Source organism: Halorubrum californiense DSM 19288 (assembly GCF_000336875.1).
Taxonomy (GTDB): domain Archaea; phylum Halobacteriota; class Halobacteria; order Halobacteriales; family Haloferacaceae; genus Halorubrum; species Halorubrum californiense.
This window is the reverse complement of the sequence record NZ_AOJK01000077.1, coordinates 35,836-55,532: the sequence shown is the minus strand read 5'-3', so window position 1 is coordinate 55,532 and position 19,697 is coordinate 35,836. Positions and strand designations below refer to the sequence as shown.

Sequence of the window (19,697 nt, the reverse complement as noted above, 5' to 3'; positions counted from 1 at the left end):
TGTGTATAAGAGACAGCTCCTCGACGGACGCCGCCACCCGCTCGTACTCGTGGCGCAGATCCTGAAGGTCGCTGCGGAGCGAGTCGTATCTGTCGCTGTAGCCGGCGATTCGGTCCGCCGAACTCTCCAGCTTCGCCTTCAGCGCGTCCCACTCGCCGTACAGCCCGTCGATGTCCGTCTCCAGGCTCGATATCTCGGACCTGACGTTCGGTAGGTGGGTGTTGCGTATCTCCGAGCGCTCGTCTCGGGCCGCTCTCCGGTCGTCTTCGAGGGATTCGATGTCGGACTTGAGCGAGCGGACCGCGCTCTTCCACTCCCGCATGTCGGACTCGTAGCGGTCGGCGTCGTCGTACTGGAACTTGCTCGGTTCCTTGTGGTTCTCGAGCTCGCGTAGCTCGTCGTAGCCGTCGCTGATCCGACTTCCCAGCTCCGGGATGACCTCGTTTTCGAGCTCCCGGGCCCGGTCCTCGAGTTCGCGTTTGTTGTCCTTCGCCTCTTCGAGGTCGCGTTCGGCCGACTCGATCCGGTCTTCCGTGCGCCGAATCTCGTCTCGGATCTCCTCGGCCGTCGCGAGCTCCCGTTGGACCGCCTCGACCAGCTCATCGATCGCCTCCCTGACCGTCTGTATCCGGGCGGCGAGCTCCTGTAGCTCGTCGAAGAGCGGGGCGAGCTGGAGCATCCGCGTCGCCCCGGTCGCCCTGAACGACGCGAGGGTGTCCACGCTGCGTGCGGTCGCGCGCGCCGACTCGACCCGCGCCCGCTTCCGGTCGCCCTCCGCCGACAGCTGGGTGCCCGTTCGATCGCGGATCTCGCTGTCGGTGTCGGTCGCGTCCGACATGGTGTCGTACCGGCTGTCGATCCGGTCGAGCACCGTCCGACGCTGCGCCTCGCGGACGACCTCGGCCTCGTACCCGCTCTCGACGAGCGCCTCCTTGGCGCGCTCGCGGACGGACTCGTGTTCGTGTTCGAACGCCGGAGCGAGAAGCACGCGGACGATGTCGGTGGTCTCCAGCTCGTCGAGCGCCTCCACGAGCGGCTCCAGTCGGTCCGGGTCGGCGTCGCCGGCCTCCCACAGGCGCTCGATGGCGTCCGCGAACTCGACGAGCCGGTGGTCGACCGCCGCCTCGATCTTCGCCGCTGCGACCGGGTCGGAGCCGACCGCGTCGGGGTCGATATCCCAGAGGGCCTCGTGAATCTCCGGGGGGCGGACGGACAGCCACACCCGGGCCGCGTGTGCGCTCACCTCCGGGTCGAACGCCGCTCCCGCGCCGTCGACGATCGTCCGGAGCGTCTCGCGGATCGTCTCGTCGACCGCCAACTCGTCGTCGGAGAAGAAGACGTGCCGCATGTGATCGTCTTGAGCGGGCGTCTCCGTGTGTTGGTGGGGGGTAAGCCCGACGAGGATCTCGCCCAGCACGTCGATGCCGGCGTGCGTCGCGTCGGCGTTGAGGTCGTTCTCGAGGACGAACTCGCACAGCCGCTCGGCGTGGCCGCGGAGTCCGCCGATCGCTTGGAGCGTCTCGAAGGCCGTTTCGACGACCGGCTGTCGCTGCTCGACCCTCGTCAGATCGACCAACCAGTCGACGATCGCCGGCCCGACGTACCCGACGACGACCAGTTCGGCGACGAGCAGCGACGGCAGCTCGTCGGTCTCGCCCGCGAGGTACGACTCCAACCGCTCGACGGCGTCTTCGGGCGACTGGTGGGACTGGAACTCCCGCGCCCACGTCCCGAGCGTCTCGAGCGCCGCCCGCTCGACGTCGGCGTCGTAGTGGTTGCGGAGGGGGTACAGCACGTCGATGACCAGCTCCGTCGGGACCTCGGTGATCGACTCCTCGGCGAGCGTCTCCAGCAGCGAGACGCGGGGCTGGGTGCCGAGCGTCGGATCGACGAGCCGCCGCCTGATGTCGTCTTCGCGAAACGCCTCGATCCGGTCGTTGGAGGTCCGGTCGTCGGCCTCGGTGACGCGCCGGAACTGCGCTTCGGCGGCCGCGACGGTCTCCGAGGACGTGTCCCGGCGGAGCAGGCTGTGGATCTCGTGGAGAAACGAGATGAACACGTGGGGATGCTCGTGGCGCAGTTCGTAGGCGCGGTCGCCGATCGCTTTCACGCCGGCCTCCGATTCGACGCCCGCGTTCGTCCGGGACCCGAGGTGTCTGACGAGGCGGACGAGGACGCGGAGCTCCTCGTCGTCGTCCAAGCGTTCGAACGACTCGAGGAACGTCTCCCAGTCCATCTCGCCGGGCAGTCCCTCGATACCGCCCTCGGTCGTCGTCGCGACCGCGAGCAGGTGGCGCGGCTCCAGCTCGTCCGGATCGAACGCGCCCGACAGCGCCGACCCCTCCGCCTCGTCCGTCCGCCCGGCGAGGAACCGTTCGAGTCGGTCCGGGGTGAGCGTGCGGTCCGAGCTCATATGAACGAGGGGACGAGGACCCCGACGAGCACGCCCGCCAGGAGCGCGAGCTTCGCGTACTCGACCCACTCGGGCGTCTGCGCCTCCTGTAGCTCGTCGATCGAGCGCTGAAGCTCGGTGACGCTCGACCGGAGCTCCCCGTTCGACTGCTCGATCGTCGAGGCCACGTCGTCCTGTATCGAGGAGTTCCGGTCGGCCTGCTCGCGGATCTGCTCGAGGACCTCGCCCGACTCGCGTTCGAAGGTGGACGCCGCCTCGTTCATCGGCTCCGCGATGCCCTCCAGCGTCTGTATCGTCTCCGTCTGGCGGCGGTTGAGGTCGGAGAGCGTCTCGCTCACCTCTTCGAGCCCGGCGAGCGTCTCGGGGACGTTCTCCGCGAGCATCTCGCGGGTCTCGGCCTCGCGCTGGATCACGTCGTCCAACTCGCTCACGGTGCGGCGCATCGCCTCGGAGTGCTCTGAGAGCTGTTCGAGCCGCGACTTCAGCGCCTCCGAGTTCTCGCGCTGCGTCATCGTGTGCTCGGTCTGCCACTCTTGGAGCCCCTCCATCGACTCCTCGTACACCTCCTCGACGCGTCGGTGTTGGGCGGCCCACTCCGAGAGCACCTCCGTCGTCTCGGAGAGCAGCTGCTGTTGCTCCTGTTGCCACGTCTCGACGTTGGCCGCGATGCGCTCGACCGGCTCGGCGGCGTCCTCCAAGGTGTCTCCCCACTGTCTGAGCCCGTCGAAGTCGTCGACCGTTTCGATCGCCGACGAGAAGCCGGTCACCGCCTCGTCCATCTCCTCGAAGGTGGCTTCGAACTGGTCGCCTATCTCGTTGAGCTCCTGCTGAGACTGTTCCAGCGTCTCTACCTGTTCGGTGACCGCGGTGTCGACGGACTCCTCGATGCGGTCCGCGGTGTCGTCGAGCGAACCGCTGAGTTCCTGTTCGAGGGAGTCCAGCTGCGCCTGTTCCTGCTGTCGCGACCAGTAGCCGACCGCGCCGACAGCGACTGTTCCAACGACGATAGCCAGCGTGATGATGGTGGTGTCAGTTGTGATCATCGGTAAGAGAGTCCTTCCGCCCTCGCTTCTCGGTTCAGCGTCGATAGCAACTGCCGTCCTCCGCGACGGAGGTCGATATCCGCGAGCATCTCCTCGAACTCTTCCGTCGAGACGCCGCGCTCGTCGAGCGCGTCGATCAGTCGCTCGGCGTGCAACGACACGAGAATCTCGACGAGCCCTTCGATGATGTCGAGCCGGTCGGTCGCGGCCGGGTGCGACGCGCGAATCTCGTCGGCGACGCGACCCGCCACGCCGAGGTTCATCACCAGCTCCAGTTGGGCGGGCGTCAGCGGCGACGTGAGTAGCCGCTCGGTCGCGTCGGCCGCCTCGACGCCGTCGACGGCGTCGGCCGCGCCGTTCGCGAACTGCATCAGCTCCGCGATCGCCCGGTAGAACCGTTCGGAGTCGCCGTCGACGCGGTCCGCGTCGGTGAGGAACGTGCGTAGCCGCTCCCACTGTCCCGTCTCGGCGAGCGCCTTCACGTACGCCGTCGTCACGGCCGAGTAGTGGGGCTCCGGGAGGTCGAACGGCCCGTCGGTGTCCGCGAGGATGTCCACGACCCGACGGTGTGCGTTTCGCGCGTCCGCGAGTCTGACGCGGTAGCTGTCGGCGACGGCCGTGTCGTCGTCGAACGATTCGAGCCGATCGATCAGATCCGTCGCCTCCTCGACAGCCAGCACGCGCAGTCGGTTCTCGATCGCCCGCTGGAACCGATCGACCGTCGGCTCCGTCTCGATGACCCGGGTCCAGATGTCGTACGCGTCGTCCCACCGGTCCCGCCGCTCGGCCGCCCGAGCGGCCAAGGCGGCGTCGCGCGGGTCCTCGCTGTCGGCGGTCGCGTCGCCGGCCCCGTACGCGTCGAGGACGTCCTCTGCGATCGACTCCTCGCCGGCCTCGTCGGCGACCTCGTACAGGTCCGGGCCGATCCCGTCCAGCGAGTCGGCCGGGTAGAGGTGGCGTCGGTAGAATATCAGTGCGTCCGAAGCGCCCGCCCCCTCGCGATGGATGAGCGCGTCGACGGCCGCCGCGAGCAGGGGCCGGTGGTCGGCCGGAAGCGTCTCCTCGTCGGCGCCTCTGCTCCACCGCTCGACCGCGCACAACACCTCGTCGTACAGCCCCTCTCGACGGCCGAACTCCGCGAGCCCGACGAGCTCGTCGACGTCGTCGCCTCGCCGCCACCTGCGAAGGCCGGTTCCGACCAGCTCCGTGACCGCCTCGTCGAGCCCCAACTCCTCGGCGATCCGGACCGTCGCGACGGACTCGCGCGGGTCGACGGAGTCCTCGATCCGCGCCGCGAACAGCTCGCTGGCGGAGTCTCGAAGTTCTCGGTCGAGGAGCAGCCGAAGTCGGCGTTCGACCGGGAGATCCGTCCGGTCGTCCGAGAGGAGTTCGAAGAGCCGGTCGTCCGCGAGCGCCACCGACGCGCCGTCGCGCCGAACCGCGGTTTCGAGGATCCGGAACCACTCGTCGCGTTCCCGGCAGAACGCGAACGCCTCCGCGGGCAGTTCCGGGTCCGACCCGGCGTTGTTCGCCAACAGCCACGCGATCAGGTCGGACTCCGGGTCGCGGTCGACGGTCACGTCGCCGAGCTCGGACGCCGGGAACCCGCCGCGAACGATCAGCTGCGCTGCCGCTCGCAGGCCGGACCGGTACGCCGCGCCCGTATGGGGCGCGGAGAGAAAGGACCGAACGGCGTGTATCGACTCGTTCCGGTCGACGTCCGCCGACCGCGCGGCCTTCCGTTCCGCCTCGACGACCCGTCGCAGACTCCGCGAGTACGCGAGCGAGTCCACGGTCGGAATCGTCCCGCCGTCGGCCTTGACGAGACCGCCGTCCGGAGGGGCGACGGTATCGTGAGGATCCGACCGATTGCCGTTGTCTGACACGACAACTCATGTCAGTCGAGATTACTTATATCGCCCGATCCCCACAATCGGCGTTACGTCCCTCCAGAATCGAGCGCGTGGATTCCGGTGTCCGATCCGACATACACCGTCCGATCCGCCACCGCCGGCGAGGCGGAGACGCGGTCGCCGACGCGGTGACGCCATCGCGGACGGCCGTTGGAGACGTCGAGCGCGTAGACGCTCCCCGTGTCCGACCCGACGTACGCCGTCTCTCCGGCCACCGTCGGCGCCGACCGGACCCAATCGTTCGCGGGGAACCGCCAGCGCTCCTCGCCCGTGGCGCGGTCCGCGGCGTACACGTGGCCGTCGTCGGAACCGAACAGGACGGCGTCGTCGGTGACGGCGGGCGACGCGTGGACGTCGCCCTCGGTGTCGAACGTCCACCGCACGGAGCCGTCGGCCGCGTCGAGGGCGTACAGCCGATTCTGCGAACTGCCGACGTAGACCCGGCCGTCAGTGACGGCGGGGGTGGTGTGTATCACGAAGTCGGTCTCGAAGCGCCAGAGCTCGGCCCCCGTGTTCGCGTCGAGCGCGTAGGCGTTCCCGTCGTCGCACGCGACGTACACCGTGCCGTCGACCACCGCCGGCGACGAGGCCGACGCCTCGCCGTCGGCTCTGAACTCCCACAGCAGCTGGCCGTCGGCGCCGTCGAGGGCGTACACGGAGAAGTCGTCGCTACCGACGTACACCGTTCCATCCGCCACCGCCGGGGAGGACAGCACCCAGAATCCCGTGTCGTAGGTCCACCGGGGTTCGCCGGTGTCGACGTCGACGGCGTGTACCGACTGGTCGGTGCCGCCGACGACCACGGTGTCCCCGGCGACGGCCGGGGAGGATCGGATCCGGGAGTCCGTCCGGTAACGCCACACCTCGGCCCCGGTGTCGGCGCGCAGCGCGCGCAACGAGCCGTCGTCGCCGCCGACGTACACCGTGCCGTCGACCACCAGCGGCGACGACGCGACGGGCGCGTCGGTAGCGGTGTGCCACCGCGTCCGCACGCCGTCGGTCGGTCCGGCAGTCCCCGCGGTCGACCCGCTCCGAGCCGGTCCGCCGCGGTACATCGGCCACGCGTTCGGGTCGGTCGACGGGTCGAGAGCGGTCTCCTCCGTCACCGTATCGCTCTCGACGGAATCGACGTACCCCCGCTTACACTCCGGACAGATGTCGCCCGGACGCAGCGACGCCGAGCGATGGCCGCACTCCGGACAGACGACCGGTTCGGGTTCGACCGACTCCGCGACGCGCTCTCCCGCAGTGCCGGTCGCGGCCTCGCGGGAGCGGTCCTCCGCTTCGACGCTCGTCCGCGACTCGCCTGGCCCGGCGGACGACCCGGTGTTCGCGGTCGATCGAGCGGCGCCTCGGCTCACCCCGTCGTCGCCCTCTGCCGCGTCGAGGAACGCGCTCCGGAGGGCGTCCCGAAAGGGACGGAGGTACAGCCGGTTTCGGGGGTCACGCGCGAGCGCTCCCCGAAGCGGCTCGTCGACCGCGGCCGGCACGTCGGCCAGCCGGCTCGGCTGATCGGGGCGACCGTCGCCGCGCTCGGGCAGGCGGCCCGTCAACAGCTCGTAGATAACGACGCCGAGTTGGTACACGTCTGAGTCGACGCCGATCCGGTCGCGATCGGCGGGTGACCGCATCTCAGGCGACGCGTACTTCGGCGTGATCGACCGTGCGTCGTGACGGCGGACGCCGCCCTCCGGGCTGCCCGCCCAGTCGATGAGCTTCGGCGCGTCCCACGTCCCGTCGGGCGTCGGGACGAACCGGACGTTCTCCGGTGTGATGTCGTAGTGTCCCACCCCCCGATCGTGCGCGTGTGCGACGGCGTCGGCCAGCGCGTACGCCGCCCAGAGCCGGTGCGTGACGTCCAACTCGTCGCCGCGCTCGGCCAGCGATCCGGCGTCTAAGAACTCCATCGCGTACCACGGCCACGGCTGTCGGCTCCAGCCGAGGACCGTCACCACGTGGGGGTGGCGGTCGATCATGGCCGTTCGCTCGGCCTCGGCGCTGACGCGGTCGCGGGCCTGCGTCCCCGCGGTCTGCTGCTGGGAGACCTGCTTGAGTGCGGTCGTGATCCCGTGTCCGCGCACCCTCGCCCGACGGATTTCGATCCCGTCCCGCTGTGACAGCGGGGGCTCGTTCCGGTCGTACGCCAACTGGTCCTCGCCGAACGGCGGGAGATCCGGGCCCGCAAACGTGTCGACCGCCGGAACGGCCGGAACGCGCTCGGAGAGGTCTGTCTCGTCGGGCGACATCTGTCCGGCCCTGCGAACGCGATCCACATAGTCCCGTCGGGCGGCAGGGAAACCGGACGTTCTCAGTCGAGGACTCCGCGGCCTTCGGACGTACTCGGTCCGGAGTCGGGGCCCTCGGCAGAATCGGGCGGCTCGCGACTCGGGGACGCCGGGCCGACGACCTGCGGCCGAGCGCTCAGACCGCGACGTGTAGTTCGTCCTCCAGTTCTTCGACCGCGTTTCGGAGGCGACGACGCTCGTCCTCGGCGAGTCGACTGGTCCGCGTGTCGCTCAACGCGGCCTCCACGTCGGCGACGTTGCGCAGCGCCTGCCCGCTCACGTCGTCGATGCGGTCGATCAGATCGACGAGCCGGTCGATGCGGGGCGTCAGGTCCTCGCGCTCGGTCGACGGATCACTGGCGGCGGCTTTCAGCTCCGAGGCCTGTTCGAGCGCCTTCACGAGTGCGGTCGACGGCCCCGAGTCGCCGGACTCGTCCGGCGAGTCGGCGTCCATCCGCGCCTTGAGATCGACCAACTCGGAAAGCCGGTCGACGTCGGCAGCGGAATCGCCGGCAGCGGAATCGCCGGCGGCGTCGTCGTCTGTCGGGCCGGAGCCGTTCACCCGAACGGATCCGATCTGCGAGTTATCGATCCGGACGTTCGTTTCGTTGGAGTTCTCGATCCGGACGCTCGTCCGGTCGGTCTTCCGGGACGCGGACTCGTGCGGGTCGCAGTCGTGATCGGCGACCGCCGAGTGGCTCTCACAGACGGGTCGACCGCAGGCCGCACACTCCGCAGTCGCCGCCGCGCGACAGACGTGACACTCGTCCATATCTCCTCCTCCGACCGGAATCGGTTAACGCTTTGCCACGACTCGGCCGTATGCGCCGGGGGGCCGAATCGCCGGCAAGCGGAGACTGTATTCGGATCATGTCACACAAAATAAAGCACAAATGTTCAAGTGACGGCTGCTCGCATGTGACAACATGGTTGCACTCGACCCGATCGACGCCATGGAGGACGGCGAGGAGGTCCACGTCGACGACAAGGGCAACATCACGCCCGCGGAGGACGTCGGCGACTCCGAGAAGGGCGTGAAAATGAAGCCCACGCGGTGGGCGTAACCCGAACGGCACCGACGCACCGATGCGCGATACCGATCCGGGGACCACGATCAAGTCCCAGCGGTGGCACGGGAGACAGTGGTACGAGCGGGATCGCGAGCGACTCAAGCAGGAGGAGCACGTGATGAACGAGAAGTTCCCGCAGTTCTCGCTGTACACCGTCGACGACCAGTTGTACTGGCGCGGAACCCTTCGGTCGAACGACTACAACCGGTACGACGTCAAGATATTCTATCCCCAGTCGTNGTACACCGTCGACGACCAGTTGTACTGGCGCGGAACCCTTCGGTCGAACGACTACAACCGGTACGACGTCAAGATATTCTATCCCCAGTCGTACCCGTACGAGCCGCCGGAACCGTTCATCGTGGATCCGGACGTGCGCGAGTACAACCCGCCGCACGCCTACAGGAACGGGCGGCTGTGCGTGTTCGAGCAGACGGACGGCACGTGGCAGCGAAACTCGACGATGGCGACGATGGTCGGACTGGTCGGCGCGTGGATAAACGCGTTCGAACACTGGCGCGCCGGCAACGAGTGGCCGGGGCCCGAAGCGGACTGAGCATGCCCGGAACGCGTGATTCCGTCGTCGAGGATCCCACCGTGATCGTCCCCCGGCCGGAGCTTGACACGATCCGGAGCGAAACGGCGGCCGACCGGGAGGACAGAAGCGAGACCGGGGGCGTGCTCATCGGCAGGCGACTGGACGACGAGCGGCTGTTCTGTTTCGCCGCGACGCGCCCCGGGCCGAACGCCGAACACCACAGAGCGGAGTTCTCACCCGACGTGGATCACGCGCAGTCGATCCTCGACGACTACCGGACGGAGTACGACGTCGTCTGGATCGGGACGTGGCACAAACACCCTGGCGAGATGAACCGCCTGTCCGACGGCGACGTCACACAGATGCGTGACTTCGTCCGCGATCCCGAGACCGTCGACGAGATCGTCGCGATCGTCACGACGTACGTCGACGGAGTCGTGAAACTCAATCCGTTCTATATGGATCAGACGTTCGAGTGGCGCCGGATCGGCGTGGAGTTCGTCGACGGCGTCGGCGAGTACGAGTCAGAACTACGCCGCGATGACGGCGTCGAGGAACCCAACTGGGAGGGCGCCGGGGACCCCCGAGGCGACGACTCGGGCCCGAAGTCGTCGGATCCCGGCGCCTCCCGAGACGACCGAAACGACCGTCTCTCACGGCTCAACGACGCGCTCGATCGCTTTTTCGGCCGCCGCTGACGCGTCGGCGGGACGACCGTGGGGTCCGGGACCGCGTCCGACGGTCACCGGTCGCGGCGTCGAGAGTCGGACGAGTCCCGTCGAGTGTCCTCGCGTCCTCGGGAGCCCGACGACCCTCTCCGGGTCTCCTCGCGTCCGCGGACGTCCAGTTCGCCGACGGCCGAGTCCATCACCTCGACGGTGGTGTCGTTCTGCTCCGAGCGGCCGTTGATGAACGTCTCGATGTCGAGGATCACCTGTCTCGTCGACTCGCCGGCGATCCGGAGCGCCTCCTCGACCATGGCCCCCGGGAGATCCGCGGGGCCGGCGGCTCGGCGGTCCCGCTCCGCGGTCGACGACTGGTCGGACACCGCCTCGACGATCGCCGAGACGTTCTCGCGGACCTCGCGGCTGTCGGTCCGGTCCCAGAGGTCGCGCAGGCTCGGCACGGCGCCGGCCTCTCGGATCAGGGCGGGGTCGCTGCGGGCGAGACACGCGAGCGCGTCCGTCGCGTTCACGAGCGTCGTGTGTTCGGACGACGAGAGGAATCGAGTGAGAGTCTCCGTGAACGGTGCGACCGCCTCCGGGTCACGCGCCGCCAGTTCCGCGAGGATCGCGATGACGTTTCCCTGAACCCGCGAGTCGGTTTCCGTGCGGAGGATCGCCTCGAGGTCGTCGACGAACGGGGCGACGGACTCGGGGTCTTCGCGTGCGACCGCCGAGAGCGCCCCGGCGGCGGCGATTCTGGTGATCTCGTCCGTGTCGGTCGACAGCCGCGTCGCGAGTCGGTCGACGGATCGGTCGACGCGGGTCGGGTACGCGTCGGCGACGTTGTACACCACGATCGCGGCGTGGCGGCGGACCTCGCTGTCGTTGGACGCGAGCAGCGCAGCGAGTCGGTCGCGGCCGTCGAGCGCGCCTTGGGGGGCCGACCGTGTCGTGTACGCGAGGGCTTCGACGGCGTTTTTCACCACCGTGGAGTGCGAGTCGCTGAGCGCCTCGACGAGCGAGTCCGAGTGCCGGGCGACGTCGTCCGGGTACGTCTTGGCGACCATCGCGACCAGCGCCGACGCGTTTCCGCGGACCGTCCGCCGGTCGTCCGCGATCGCGTCCACGGCGGTCCCGAGCGCGCCGTGGACCTCCTCGGGATACTCCGTCGAGACGCGCGCGAGCGCCAACGCCGCCCGCTCGCGGTGTTCGGGCGTCCCGCCGGAGAGGAGTCGCTCCAGCGTCGTCTTGTACCGGATCGCGGCGTGAAGGTCGCTCTCGGCCTCGCGCAACACCGCCGCGACCGGACGGTCGTTCGGGTCGTGCGCACCCATGATACGCCCGACTTACTCGTGTGGTAACATAAATCCGGTCCGCGTTCGAGCCGCGGAGCCACACCTGAACAGTATGTTCTCTCGACCGAGACCGTAAACTGGGAAAAACCTAACTCAGAGGGCGTTCGTGTTAGTTCCATGGCTGATCGGGAGATCGAGGTGAACGTTTCAGAAACACAGAGTCGATCACCGACTCGGGCCAGAGTTCCGGTGAGCTTGTCCGAAGAGAACGAATGTATCGAAGAGGCCGTTGAGTCGGTGATAAGCAGTACTCAAACACTCCACGAGGCAGTTTCTGGACTAGACGGCATCAGGTTAGCGCGAAAAGGCGAGATTAATCTCCCGATGGGTTCCTACGAGGTGGGGGTGGAATCCGACGGCGAGGTGATCAACAGCCCGGTGTCGGATGAGGAGCCGCCCCATCAGGCGAGCCGCGATATCGACATCGAGATCATGACCGATGTCAATCCAGAACACGTCGCAGAAGTTGTCCGATCAGTCTTAGCAATTGACGGGAGTATTGGAACAGTTGAGTATCAGCTCGACGATGAGGTCAAAGAAAACGTATATCAGCAGGCAGTAGAGGAAGCAGTTGCCAAAGCGCGACAGCGCGCAAAGGTCGCCGCCGAGGCCGATGGAGCGGAGCTGGGGTCGCTGCGCCATGTCACGATAGGGGGCGCCGATGTGAACTCTGGGTCGGTTGGTGTGAATGTGAATCCGACAAGCTGGACAGCACCCTCAATGGACCCGATAGACATCATTTCGGACGACGATGACCCGCTGACATCCGTACTGGTCGAACCGACCCCTAAAACCGTCACCGCCGAGGTTCGCGTCGTGTTCGATCTCGTCGTCGACGGTCTGTGAAATGCGACGCACGCATTCGTTGACTAAGAAAGGATGCTTTCCTCGCCTCAAGCTTCGTCGATATCGTGTGTTTCGACATGCGTTCAGCCGTGTTTGATCGAAGATCGGCTTAAAAGCGCATCGTATCCCAGGTTACGTCGCCTCCTGAATTCGCAGATACGTGACGGACAACTGTTAAGAGATCGCGGAGAGAGTGACGGTCCATGTTCGTCACGCTTCCGCGGGACGTCGTCGCCGCGGCCATCGACCGCGCGTCGACCGTCGACGGCGTCGCCACGGCGACACTCGTCGGCACCGAGCGACCGGAGGAGTCGGTGATCCAAGTGTGGAGGCTTCGCGACTCCGGTCGGGCGGGCGCTCCGATCGACGGCGACGAACCGACCGACCACCGGTCCGCGTTCACGCCCCCCGCCGCGACGCTCGCGGCGACCGGATCGGTCGTCGTGGGCGACGGACGCGACGCGCCGGAGCCGTCCGCCGACGTCGACGCCGAGGGGCCGACGGTGCGGATCGCTCCGGCTCCGGAGGGCAGCGAACGGTCGAGAGAGACCGTCGACGTCGACGGAACGACGTGGCGGGTCGATATCGACGAAACTGACGGGCCGTCGTCCGGCGGGAACGACAGCGTCGCGGTCGTTCACGGCGAGCGCGACGCGCGAAAGCGGATCGACGGGCTGATCGACACGGACGCGCTGGCGGACGCACACGTAACGATCGTCGGGCTCGGAACCGTCGGCTCGACGGTCGCGGTCGAACTCGCGAAGTCGGGAGTCGGGAACTTCACGCTGATCGATCCCGACCGGCTCGAGATCCACAACGTCGTCCGCCACGAGTGCGGCGTCGACGACCTCGGCCGGTCGAAGCCGCGCGCGGTCGCCGACCGGATCCGCGAGACGAACCCCCTGGCATCGATCGCAACTGCGGCCGTCGACGTGACGGAGCGACCGGGAGAGTTGGCCGAACACGTCGCCGACACCGACCTCGTCGCGGTGTGTACCGACACCGAGGCCTCGAAGCTGGTCGTCAATCGCGAGTGCCTCGCGGCCGACGTCCCCGCGGTGTACGGGGGCGTGTACGCGGGGGCGACGGGCGGCGACGTGATCCGCGTCGTGCCCGGAGAAACCCCCTGTTACGACTGCGTCCTCGGCGACATGGCCGACGACATGGCCCGCGACGAGCGCGTGTCCGGCGAAGCGGACTACGGGCGCGACCCGGACGATCAGCCCGGCCCCGAGCCCGGCCTCAGCGTCGACGTCGGGTTCGTCTCGCTGATCCAGACGCGATACGCGCTGGCGATGCTCTCGGCCGGGGCCGGCGACGGGGACCGGGCGCTCGATCGGGACGTGTGCTTCTGGGGGAACGAAGCCGGGTACATCTTCGACCGGCCGCTCCAGTCGCGGTTCGCGACCGTCTCCCACCGCGAGGACTGCTACACCTGTGGCGGGACCGGAACGCTCAGCGTCGACGACCACCAAGGCGACGAGCCGGTTCTCGACAGTGTCACCGCGGTCGACGAGGACCCGCGCCCGGACAGACGCGATTAATCCTCTCGCTCCACCAACTGTCCGTATTCGTCGGTTTCGAACTCCGTCCCGTCCTCGATTCCCGGGTGGGGCCGCTCGCCCGCGTCCGAGTCCTTCGAGAGCTTGGTCGAACGCGTTCTCGACCCCGTGGTTCGCGAGCCGCCGGAGGTCGACGACGAACCGCTCCCCCCGTCGTCGCCGAACAGCGCCGAAACGAATCCGAGGACGAACGCCCCGCCGAAAAACAGGACGACGGCCGCGACCATCGCCTTGAAAGCCCACGAGGCGAGACCCGAGACTGCGTCGAATCCCCCGCTGAGCGGACCCTCTCTCAGCGACGGCACGCCGTCTCCGGGAAGCGGTCCGTCGTTGAGCGGTCCGCCGTTCCCTCCGTCGCCGCCGAGCGGTCCGCCGTCCCCTCCGCCGCCGCCGGCCGCTCCCGCGCCGCCCCCGATGCCGGGACGATACGCGTGTACCCGACCTTCGCTGGCCGTCGCGAGCAGTTCGTCGGCCGTCAGCGCCAGCCCGGAGACGTAGCCGTCGACGTTCGCCCGCCACGCGGACTCGCCCGACGTCGCATCGATCGCGTACACAGTGCCGTCGTTGTCGCCGACGTACACGGTCCCCTCGCCGACGACGGGGTCGGCGTACACCGGGGAGCCGGTCTCGAACACCCACTCGGTCTCGCCCGTCGCGGCGTCGACCGCGCGGACGGTCCCGCCGACCGAGCCGACGTAGACGGTCCCGTCCGCGACCGCGGGGCTCGACGCCAGCGCATCGCCGTCCACCGAGCCGCCGCGCAGGTCGACCTCCCACTCCGGGCTCCCGTCGGCCGTCGAAAGGGCTGCCAGCGTGCCGTCGTCGTCCGCGACGAACACCCGACCGTCGGCCACCGCCGGGCTCGCGGAGAACCCCGCCGACCGGTCGGCGCGCCACTCGACCGTGCCGTCGTCGACGTCGACGGCGTAGACGTGGGCGGTGCGGTCGCCGACGTACGCGATGCCGTCCGCTATCGCCGGCGTCCCCACGAGCGCGCCGTGAGTGCCGACCTCCCACTGGTAACTGAACCCGTCCGGGTACAGCTGGAGTCGGCGGAGGTGTCGGTCGACGGTGGCCGCGAGGACCGTCCCGTCGCCCAGCGGGATCGGACTGGCCGTGATCCCCTCCCCGAGGTCGTAGTTCGTGACTCGGTTCTCGGCGTCGACGACCTCGCCGACGTACCCGTTGTCGGTCCCGACGTAGACGGCGTCGTCCGTCGCGCCGGGGCTCGCCGTCACGGAGCCCTCCGCGGCGAACTTCTTGTACGCCTCGCCGTCGTCGCGGCGGATCGACGCGATCCCTCCCTTCGTGTTACAGTACACGCGACCGTTGACGACGACGGGATACGCCGAGCCCATCTCCCACGGCGTGTCGGTCGCCCACGCCTCGCCGAACTCGTCGGCAGAGACCGCGTCGACCCCGTTCTCGTTGTGACTGCTGTTTCGCTCGTCGTAGCCGAACAGGGGCCACGCCGCGCCGCCGTCGGTCGCGGCCGCCGACCCCGTTCCTCCAGCGACGGCCGCGGCGGCGGCGGCCCCGGCGCTGAGGGCTCCTCGGCAGAACTCGCGGCGGCTCGGATCGGTCGTCACGATCGGATCGTATGTTCCTGTAGTGTCAGTTATATCTCACGGTGGCCGAGACGCGGCGGGTGCCACCGACACGTATCACTAGGTTGGCCGAGCGACAACGAACAGATGTATACGATCTGGCGATCATGTTCCTCGGCGCCGTTCTGGGGTTCGCTCACGCCGCCAAGAGTTGGCTCGCGATCAGGGTGAAAGACGGAAAGCGGTGCGTCCCGAAGGTGTTTCTCTGGCGGGGGATCCGGAACCTGATCGCCTCCGTGGGCGCGTTCGTCGCGATCCTGAGCGTGGGGTCGGCCACGTCGTCGACGGCGACGACGACGGGCCCGCCGGAAGCGATCGGCCTGCTCTTCGCCGCGATGATCCTCTTCGCGATGGGATTCGGCATCGGAAACGGACTGTCGAATCTCACCGGCGGGACGCTGTCGTACGCCACCGAGGGACCGTACCAGCCGACCCCGTCGAACGACGAGGAGGTCTCTCCGTCGACCGACAAGTACGGGCAACTCACCGAAGACTGACCGCCACCGTGACGTTCGCTCGTCGTCCGCGGCAGACCGGCACACCCCCGAGGTATTGACAGTAAACTTATCAATGCGGCGCCGTATTCGGAGCCGTGTACGCGACACTCGTCTCGCACGCCGGCGACGGGACCGAAGTGGACGTCCCCGACGACGGTCGTATCGAGATCTACCGCGTCCCCGACCGAGGCAACGAGGTCGTCGCGAACGTCACCACTACCGACGACGCCCCCGTCGGGCTCTCCGCTCGCGATCCCAGCGTCTCCCGGCGCCCGAAACCCGTCGAACTGTTCCAAGCCGACGGCGAGGTGTTCGTGAAAGACACCGGGATGTCGGAGCCGGTCGTCCTCGAAGACGTGTTCGAGTCGATGACGCTCACCGCGGGAGACCGGTACGCCGTCCATCAGGACGCGACGCTCCGCATGGGATACGACACGGAGATCGGGATCGACGTCGGGCGGGAACGCGACGACGTTCCGATCGCGTGGCGGATCGAAGCGGCTCGCCGGGAATTCGAGCGCGGAACGAACGAGGAGGCGTTACACGCGGCCGAGGCGCTCGTCGATCAGCTCCGGCTCCGCGGCCGCGACGAGGACGTGTACGCCGACGCGCACGCGGCGTTCGAAGACGTCCGCGACCAGCTACAGAGCCGCGTTCGGCTCGGACACGACGACGCCGACGTCCCCGACTCAATCCGCGACGACGGGCGCCGATCGCTCGACCGACTGCGAACAATCTACACCCAGTGAGATGACTGACGCACAAGACACGCCCGGAGCGAGGCTGGAGCGCGCGCTCGGAACCGTCGCGGACGATTGGCTCGCGAGCGTCGCCGACGCGGCCGACGACGGCGCGCCGGCCGCGATCGCCGAGCGCGCGTCGACGCTCGCTCGCGCGGAGCTGCTGCCCGACGAGGAGTACCGCCGAGAGTTCCGGCGGGAACTCGACGCCGTCGCGACGGCCGTCGACGACCTCGCGACGGAACGGCTGCCGGACGCACGGCTCGCCGGCGCGCTCCCGGCGGCCGTCGACGCCGTCGACCTCGACGGCGACTCGCCGGCGGCCCANGCTCAGAGATGTGTATAAGAGACAGAGCGGTACGAGGCGGCTCCCGAGAGCGTGGCTGACCCGGCCCGGGAGGCGGCCGTCTCGGCCGCGTCGGGGTCGTACGACCGAGCGCTCGACCGCAGCGTGGCGAGCGTCGAGGCGCTCGCGGAGGCGCTCCCGCTCGCCCGGCGCGTCGATCGCCTCACCGCGGCGGTCGCCTCGTTCCGGCTTCCGACGTACGCCGAACTGGACGGGCTGAAGCGCGACGCGCGCAAGGCGTTCGCGGCGACCGACGAGCGCGGGATCGCTCGGCTCGAATCGCGCGTCGAGGCGGCGGACGAGGTCGCGTGGGGAGCCCCCGACCTGATCGAGCCGACGCCCGAGGAGTTCGAGGACCTCGTGGCGGACCTGTGGCGGTCGGCCGCCGATATCGGTGACGTCGCTCGCACCCGACGCAGCGACGACGGCGGCGTCGACGTCGTGGTACAGTTCGCCGACGGCCGGACCGAGGTGATCCAAGTGAAGCAGTTCGCGGCGGGCAACACCGTCGGTCGGCCGACGGTCCAACAGACCGAGGGAGCCGTTTCGCAGTTCGACGCCGACGCCGGCGCCGTCGTGACGAGTTCGTCGTTCACCGATCCGGCGCGGTCGGCCGCCGCCGCGTACGACGCGATGCGGCTGTTCGACGGCGAGCGACTCGTGCGCGCGCTCAGGGAGTCGCCGCTCGTGCCGCCACGGGCCCTGTCGCCGGACCGCTGACGGGATGGAACGGGTCGACCGGGATATCAACCGCCGTTTGCGACGAGGTATGGGCCGTGTTCGTCGTGATAGCCTCGGCTGCCGTCGCCGGCGTCTTCGATCCGGTCGAACGCGCTCGCGACGACGTGTTCTGGGGCGTCGAGTTCCGAGGCCACGGCGCTCAGCCGGACGGTGTCGGTCATCGGGTCCTCGACGTACTCCTCGCGGATGTGGCGCTCGCAGGCGTCGACGCGCTCGACGTGTACCGCCCGCTCGAACAGTTCGCGGTTCGCGTGAACCACGTCGTCGCTCCGGTCGTAGAAGAGTTCACCGGTACGCACGTCGACGAGACAGAGACTCACGTCGGTGCCGAGGCGGGTTCGAGAGAACTCCGACTCGGTGACCAACCGGCGGACCCGATCGGTCCATCCGGTCGTGGAGGCGGCCGCGATCAGGTGCGGAACGCCGCGGGTGTTGGCTCGTTCGGTGACGCGGTTGATGACATCGAGGAGGTCGTCGAGTCCGGCGGGTCTCGCGTCGAAGCCGTTGATGGCGTACGCCTCGAGGTTGCTGTGAACGGTCGCTTCGATGACCAGTTCGGCGTCCCTGACGAGGCCGAACCGGCTGCTCGTGACGACCGTGTAGCGCGAGCGTCGCCGCAGCGGATAGTGGTCGACGTCGACGTCGTCGCTCGCACCCTGCTCGTCGAGCAGCGACGCCATCCGTTCGCGCTCGTCGCCGGCCTCGTGTGCCCGACGCGCGAACTCCGACGGCGGCTCGAACGCCTCGCCGCTCGGCAGCGTGATCGAGTGCGCCTCTCGGACCGACTCGTCGAACCGGGAGACGAAGTCGACCTCGTACAGCCGGGCGATCCGGGCCGGTACCACGCCGTCGCCTCCCGCGTCGGCGTCCGACTCGGCGGGCAGGGACGCGGAGACGCGGTCGACGCGCTCCGACAGCACCTCGTGTTCCGTTTCGAGCCGGTCCCCCGCGGCTTCGAGCCGTTCTCGCTCGCGCGAGAGCCGAGAGAGTTCGCCGTCGAGCTCCTCCCGGCGGTCCCGGAGCCGTTGTAGCTCCTGTGAGACGATCTCTTCCGCGTCGTCGGCGACGCCCTCGGCCGCCTCGTCGGCCGCCCGCCTGGTCGCCTCCCGACCGGCCTCGGTGAGCTCTTCCAAGGCGTCGTCGAGGGTCTCCCGCTTGTCGGCGAGGCCGTCGATTGCCTCGTCGAGCGCCGCCACGTCGGCCCGGCGCTCCTCGCGGACCGCCTCGACCTCGGTCGCGACCTCGTCGAGCTTAGACTCCAGCCTCTCGGTGTCGACCGCGGCGCCTTTGTCGCCCTCCATCGCGGCGACCTCCCCCTGAATGCCGGCGATGTCCCCCCTGATGGCGCGCTCTTGGTCGCGCAGCGACGCGTGTATCCGCTCCGAGAGGTCGTCGAGCTGCGTCCGGACCGCCTCCTCGACCTCCTGTCGTCGTTCGGCCCCTTCGGCGGTCGCCTCGACGGCGTTCTCGATCCCCTCGATGACGTTCGGGAGGCCGTGGTGCTGGATGTACAGCGAGACGGCCTCCTCGGAGCGATCGATCCGCTCCTGATAGCGGTCGTTGAGGTAGTCCATGACCGCGGTCCGGATCCGGTTGTCTCGCCCCTCAAGCACGGAACTCCGGTCGTCCGTCTGCGAGGTGACTTCTTCGACCACGAACTCGTAGACATCGTCGTCCTTCTCGCGGATCCGTCGCTGGAGGTCCTCCGTACTCGACACGTCGAACGCGCGGTACCGATCGAACTCGACGACCGCCCGCCGTTCGTCCTCCTCGAAGGCGTTCGGATCGATGACGTCGCCGCGGTCGTCTCGATGCGACGCGACGTGGAGGAACAGCCGCGCCGTCACGAGCTGAGACCGCACCTCGCTCGTGGTCACGTCGTCCAGTTTCCGTCGGTACTCCCGGAGCAGTTCAGATTCGAACCGCTCCTCGCTCTCGCGGATCTCTTCGTAGAGCCGTTCTCGGCGCGTCGGAGACATCCGCTCCAAGTCGACGAGGTCGCCGTCGAGCACGCGGTTCGCCGGTCTGAGAACGTCGTCAAGTTCGTCGTGGAATCCCATCGTATCGCCTCGTGTT

15 protein-coding genes are annotated in these 19,697 nt (G+C 68.6%); 7 read left to right on the top strand and 8 right to left on the bottom strand.

Going from position 1 to position 19,697, the window contains the following annotated elements:
- From C463_RS16470 to C463_RS16450, 5 genes are all read right to left on the bottom strand, one after another.
- The coding region (locus C463_RS16470; RefSeq protein WP_008446042.1) for a chromosome segregation protein SMC at nt 1-2,413 on the bottom strand (2,413 nt) is incomplete at its 3' end.
- A complete protein-coding gene (locus C463_RS16465) occupies nt 2,410-3,456 on the bottom strand; it encodes a hypothetical protein (RefSeq protein ID WP_008446040.1) in 1,047 nt (348 codons plus the stop codon). The genes C463_RS16470 and C463_RS16465, both read right to left, overlap by 4 nt.
- Complete coding sequence (locus C463_RS16460) at nt 3,453-5,342, bottom strand: hypothetical protein (protein WP_008446039.1); 1,890 nt, start codon at nt 5,340-5,342, stop codon at nt 3,453-3,455. The genes C463_RS16465 and C463_RS16460 overlap by 4 nt, the downstream gene beginning before the upstream one ends.
- 53 nt (nt 5,343-5,395) lie before the next feature.
- The gene (locus C463_RS16455; RefSeq protein WP_008446038.1) at nt 5,396-7,615 is read right to left on the bottom strand and encodes an outer membrane protein assembly factor BamB family protein; all 2,220 of its coding nucleotides are present in this window, start codon (nt 7,613-7,615) and stop codon (nt 5,396-5,398) included.
- A 175-nt stretch (nt 7,616-7,790) separates the two neighbouring features.
- A complete protein-coding gene (locus C463_RS16450; protein WP_008446036.1) occupies nt 7,791-8,426 on the bottom strand; it encodes a hypothetical protein in 636 nt (211 codons plus the stop codon).
- Between the two features lie 154 nt (nt 8,427-8,580).
- Between C463_RS16450 and C463_RS19055 the strand changes: the two genes are divergently transcribed.
- A complete protein-coding gene (locus tag C463_RS19055) occupies nt 8,581-8,718 on the top strand; it encodes a hypothetical protein (RefSeq protein ID WP_158294491.1) in 138 nt (45 codons plus the stop codon).
- Between the two features lie 564 nt (nt 8,719-9,282).
- Nucleotides 9,283-9,960, top strand: a complete 678-nt coding sequence (locus tag C463_RS16440) for a Mov34/MPN/PAD-1 family protein (protein ID WP_137695700.1) — start codon at nt 9,283-9,285, stop codon at nt 9,958-9,960.
- A gap of 44 nt (nt 9,961-10,004) precedes the next feature.
- On the opposite strand, the gene C463_RS16435 is transcribed toward C463_RS16440, so the two are convergent.
- Complete coding sequence (locus C463_RS16435) at nt 10,005-11,261, bottom strand: HEAT repeat domain-containing protein (RefSeq protein WP_008446030.1); 1,257 nt, start codon at nt 11,259-11,261, stop codon at nt 10,005-10,007.
- 138 nt (nt 11,262-11,399) lie between these two features.
- On the opposite strand from C463_RS16435, the gene C463_RS16430 reads away from it, so the two are divergent.
- Together C463_RS16430 and C463_RS16425 are read left to right on the top strand one after the other, a co-directional pair.
- Nucleotides 11,400-12,128, top strand: coding sequence for an SIMPL domain-containing protein (locus C463_RS16430; protein ID WP_080510872.1), 729 nt, complete (start codon nt 11,400-11,402; stop codon nt 12,126-12,128).
- A gap of 203 nt (nt 12,129-12,331) precedes the next feature.
- A complete protein-coding gene (locus tag C463_RS16425; RefSeq protein WP_008446028.1) occupies nt 12,332-13,672 on the top strand; it encodes a HesA/MoeB/ThiF family protein in 1,341 nt (446 codons plus the stop codon).
- Here the strand turns inward: C463_RS16425 and C463_RS16420 are convergent.
- Nucleotides 13,669-15,279 carry an outer membrane protein assembly factor BamB family protein gene (locus C463_RS16420; protein WP_008446026.1) on the bottom strand — a complete coding sequence of 537 codons (1,611 nt, stop codon included), beginning with the start codon at nt 15,277-15,279 and terminating at the stop codon, nt 13,669-13,671. The genes C463_RS16425 and C463_RS16420 overlap by 4 nt on opposite strands.
- A 59-nt stretch (nt 15,280-15,338) precedes the next feature.
- On the opposite strand from C463_RS16420, the gene C463_RS16415 reads away from it, so the two are divergent.
- The 3 genes from C463_RS16415 (at nt 15,339) to C463_RS16400 (ending at nt 17,600) form a co-directional block, all read left to right on the top strand.
- Entirely contained in the window at nt 15,339-15,794 is a 456-nt protein-coding gene (locus tag C463_RS16415; RefSeq protein ID WP_152422429.1) for a hypothetical protein, read from the top strand.
- 95 nt (nt 15,795-15,889) lie between these two features.
- Nucleotides 15,890-16,543 (top strand): hypothetical protein, encoded by a 654-nt coding sequence (locus C463_RS16410; RefSeq protein WP_008446023.1) that lies wholly within the window; start codon nt 15,890-15,892, stop codon nt 16,541-16,543.
- Nucleotides 16,544-16,913: 370 nt separating this feature from the next.
- The gene (locus C463_RS16400) at nt 16,914-17,600 is read left to right on the top strand and encodes a restriction endonuclease (protein ID WP_008446018.1); all 687 of its coding nucleotides are present in this window, start codon (nt 16,914-16,916) and stop codon (nt 17,598-17,600) included.
- 26 nt (nt 17,601-17,626) lie between these two features.
- On the opposite strand, the gene C463_RS16395 is transcribed toward C463_RS16400, so the two are convergent.
- Nucleotides 17,627-19,681, bottom strand: a complete 2,055-nt coding sequence (locus C463_RS16395; RefSeq protein WP_008446016.1) for a hypothetical protein — start codon at nt 19,679-19,681, stop codon at nt 17,627-17,629.
- Nucleotides 19,682-19,697: the final 16 nt, after the last annotated feature.

Excerpts from the sequence above, each read along its gene's own strand:
- C463_RS16465 (WP_008446040.1), bottom strand. The coding sequence starts at position 3,456 with ATGATCACAACTGACACCACCATCATCACGCTGGCTATCGTCGTTGGA.
- C463_RS16455 (WP_008446038.1), bottom strand. The coding sequence starts at position 7,615 with ATGTCGCCCGACGAGACAGACCTCTCCGAGCGCGTTCCGGCCGTTCCG.
- C463_RS16450 (WP_008446036.1), bottom strand. The coding sequence starts at position 8,426 with ATGGACGAGTGTCACGTCTGTCGCGCGGCGGCGACTGCGGAGTGTGCG.
- C463_RS19055 (WP_158294491.1), top strand. The coding sequence starts at position 8,581 with ATGGTTGCACTCGACCCGATCGACGCCATGGAGGACGGCGAGGAGGTC.
- C463_RS16440 (WP_137695700.1), top strand. The coding sequence starts at position 9,283 with ATGCCCGGAACGCGTGATTCCGTCGTCGAGGATCCCACCGTGATCGTC.
- C463_RS16435 (WP_008446030.1), bottom strand. The coding sequence starts at position 11,261 with ATGGGTGCGCACGACCCGAACGACCGTCCGGTCGCGGCGGTGTTGCGC.
- C463_RS16430 (WP_080510872.1), top strand. The coding sequence starts at position 11,400 with ATGGCTGATCGGGAGATCGAGGTGAACGTTTCAGAAACACAGAGTCGA.
- C463_RS16425 (WP_008446028.1), top strand. The coding sequence starts at position 12,332 with ATGTTCGTCACGCTTCCGCGGGACGTCGTCGCCGCGGCCATCGACCGC.
- C463_RS16395 (WP_008446016.1), bottom strand. The coding sequence starts at position 19,681 with ATGGGATTCCACGACGAACTTGACGACGTTCTCAGACCGGCGAACCGC.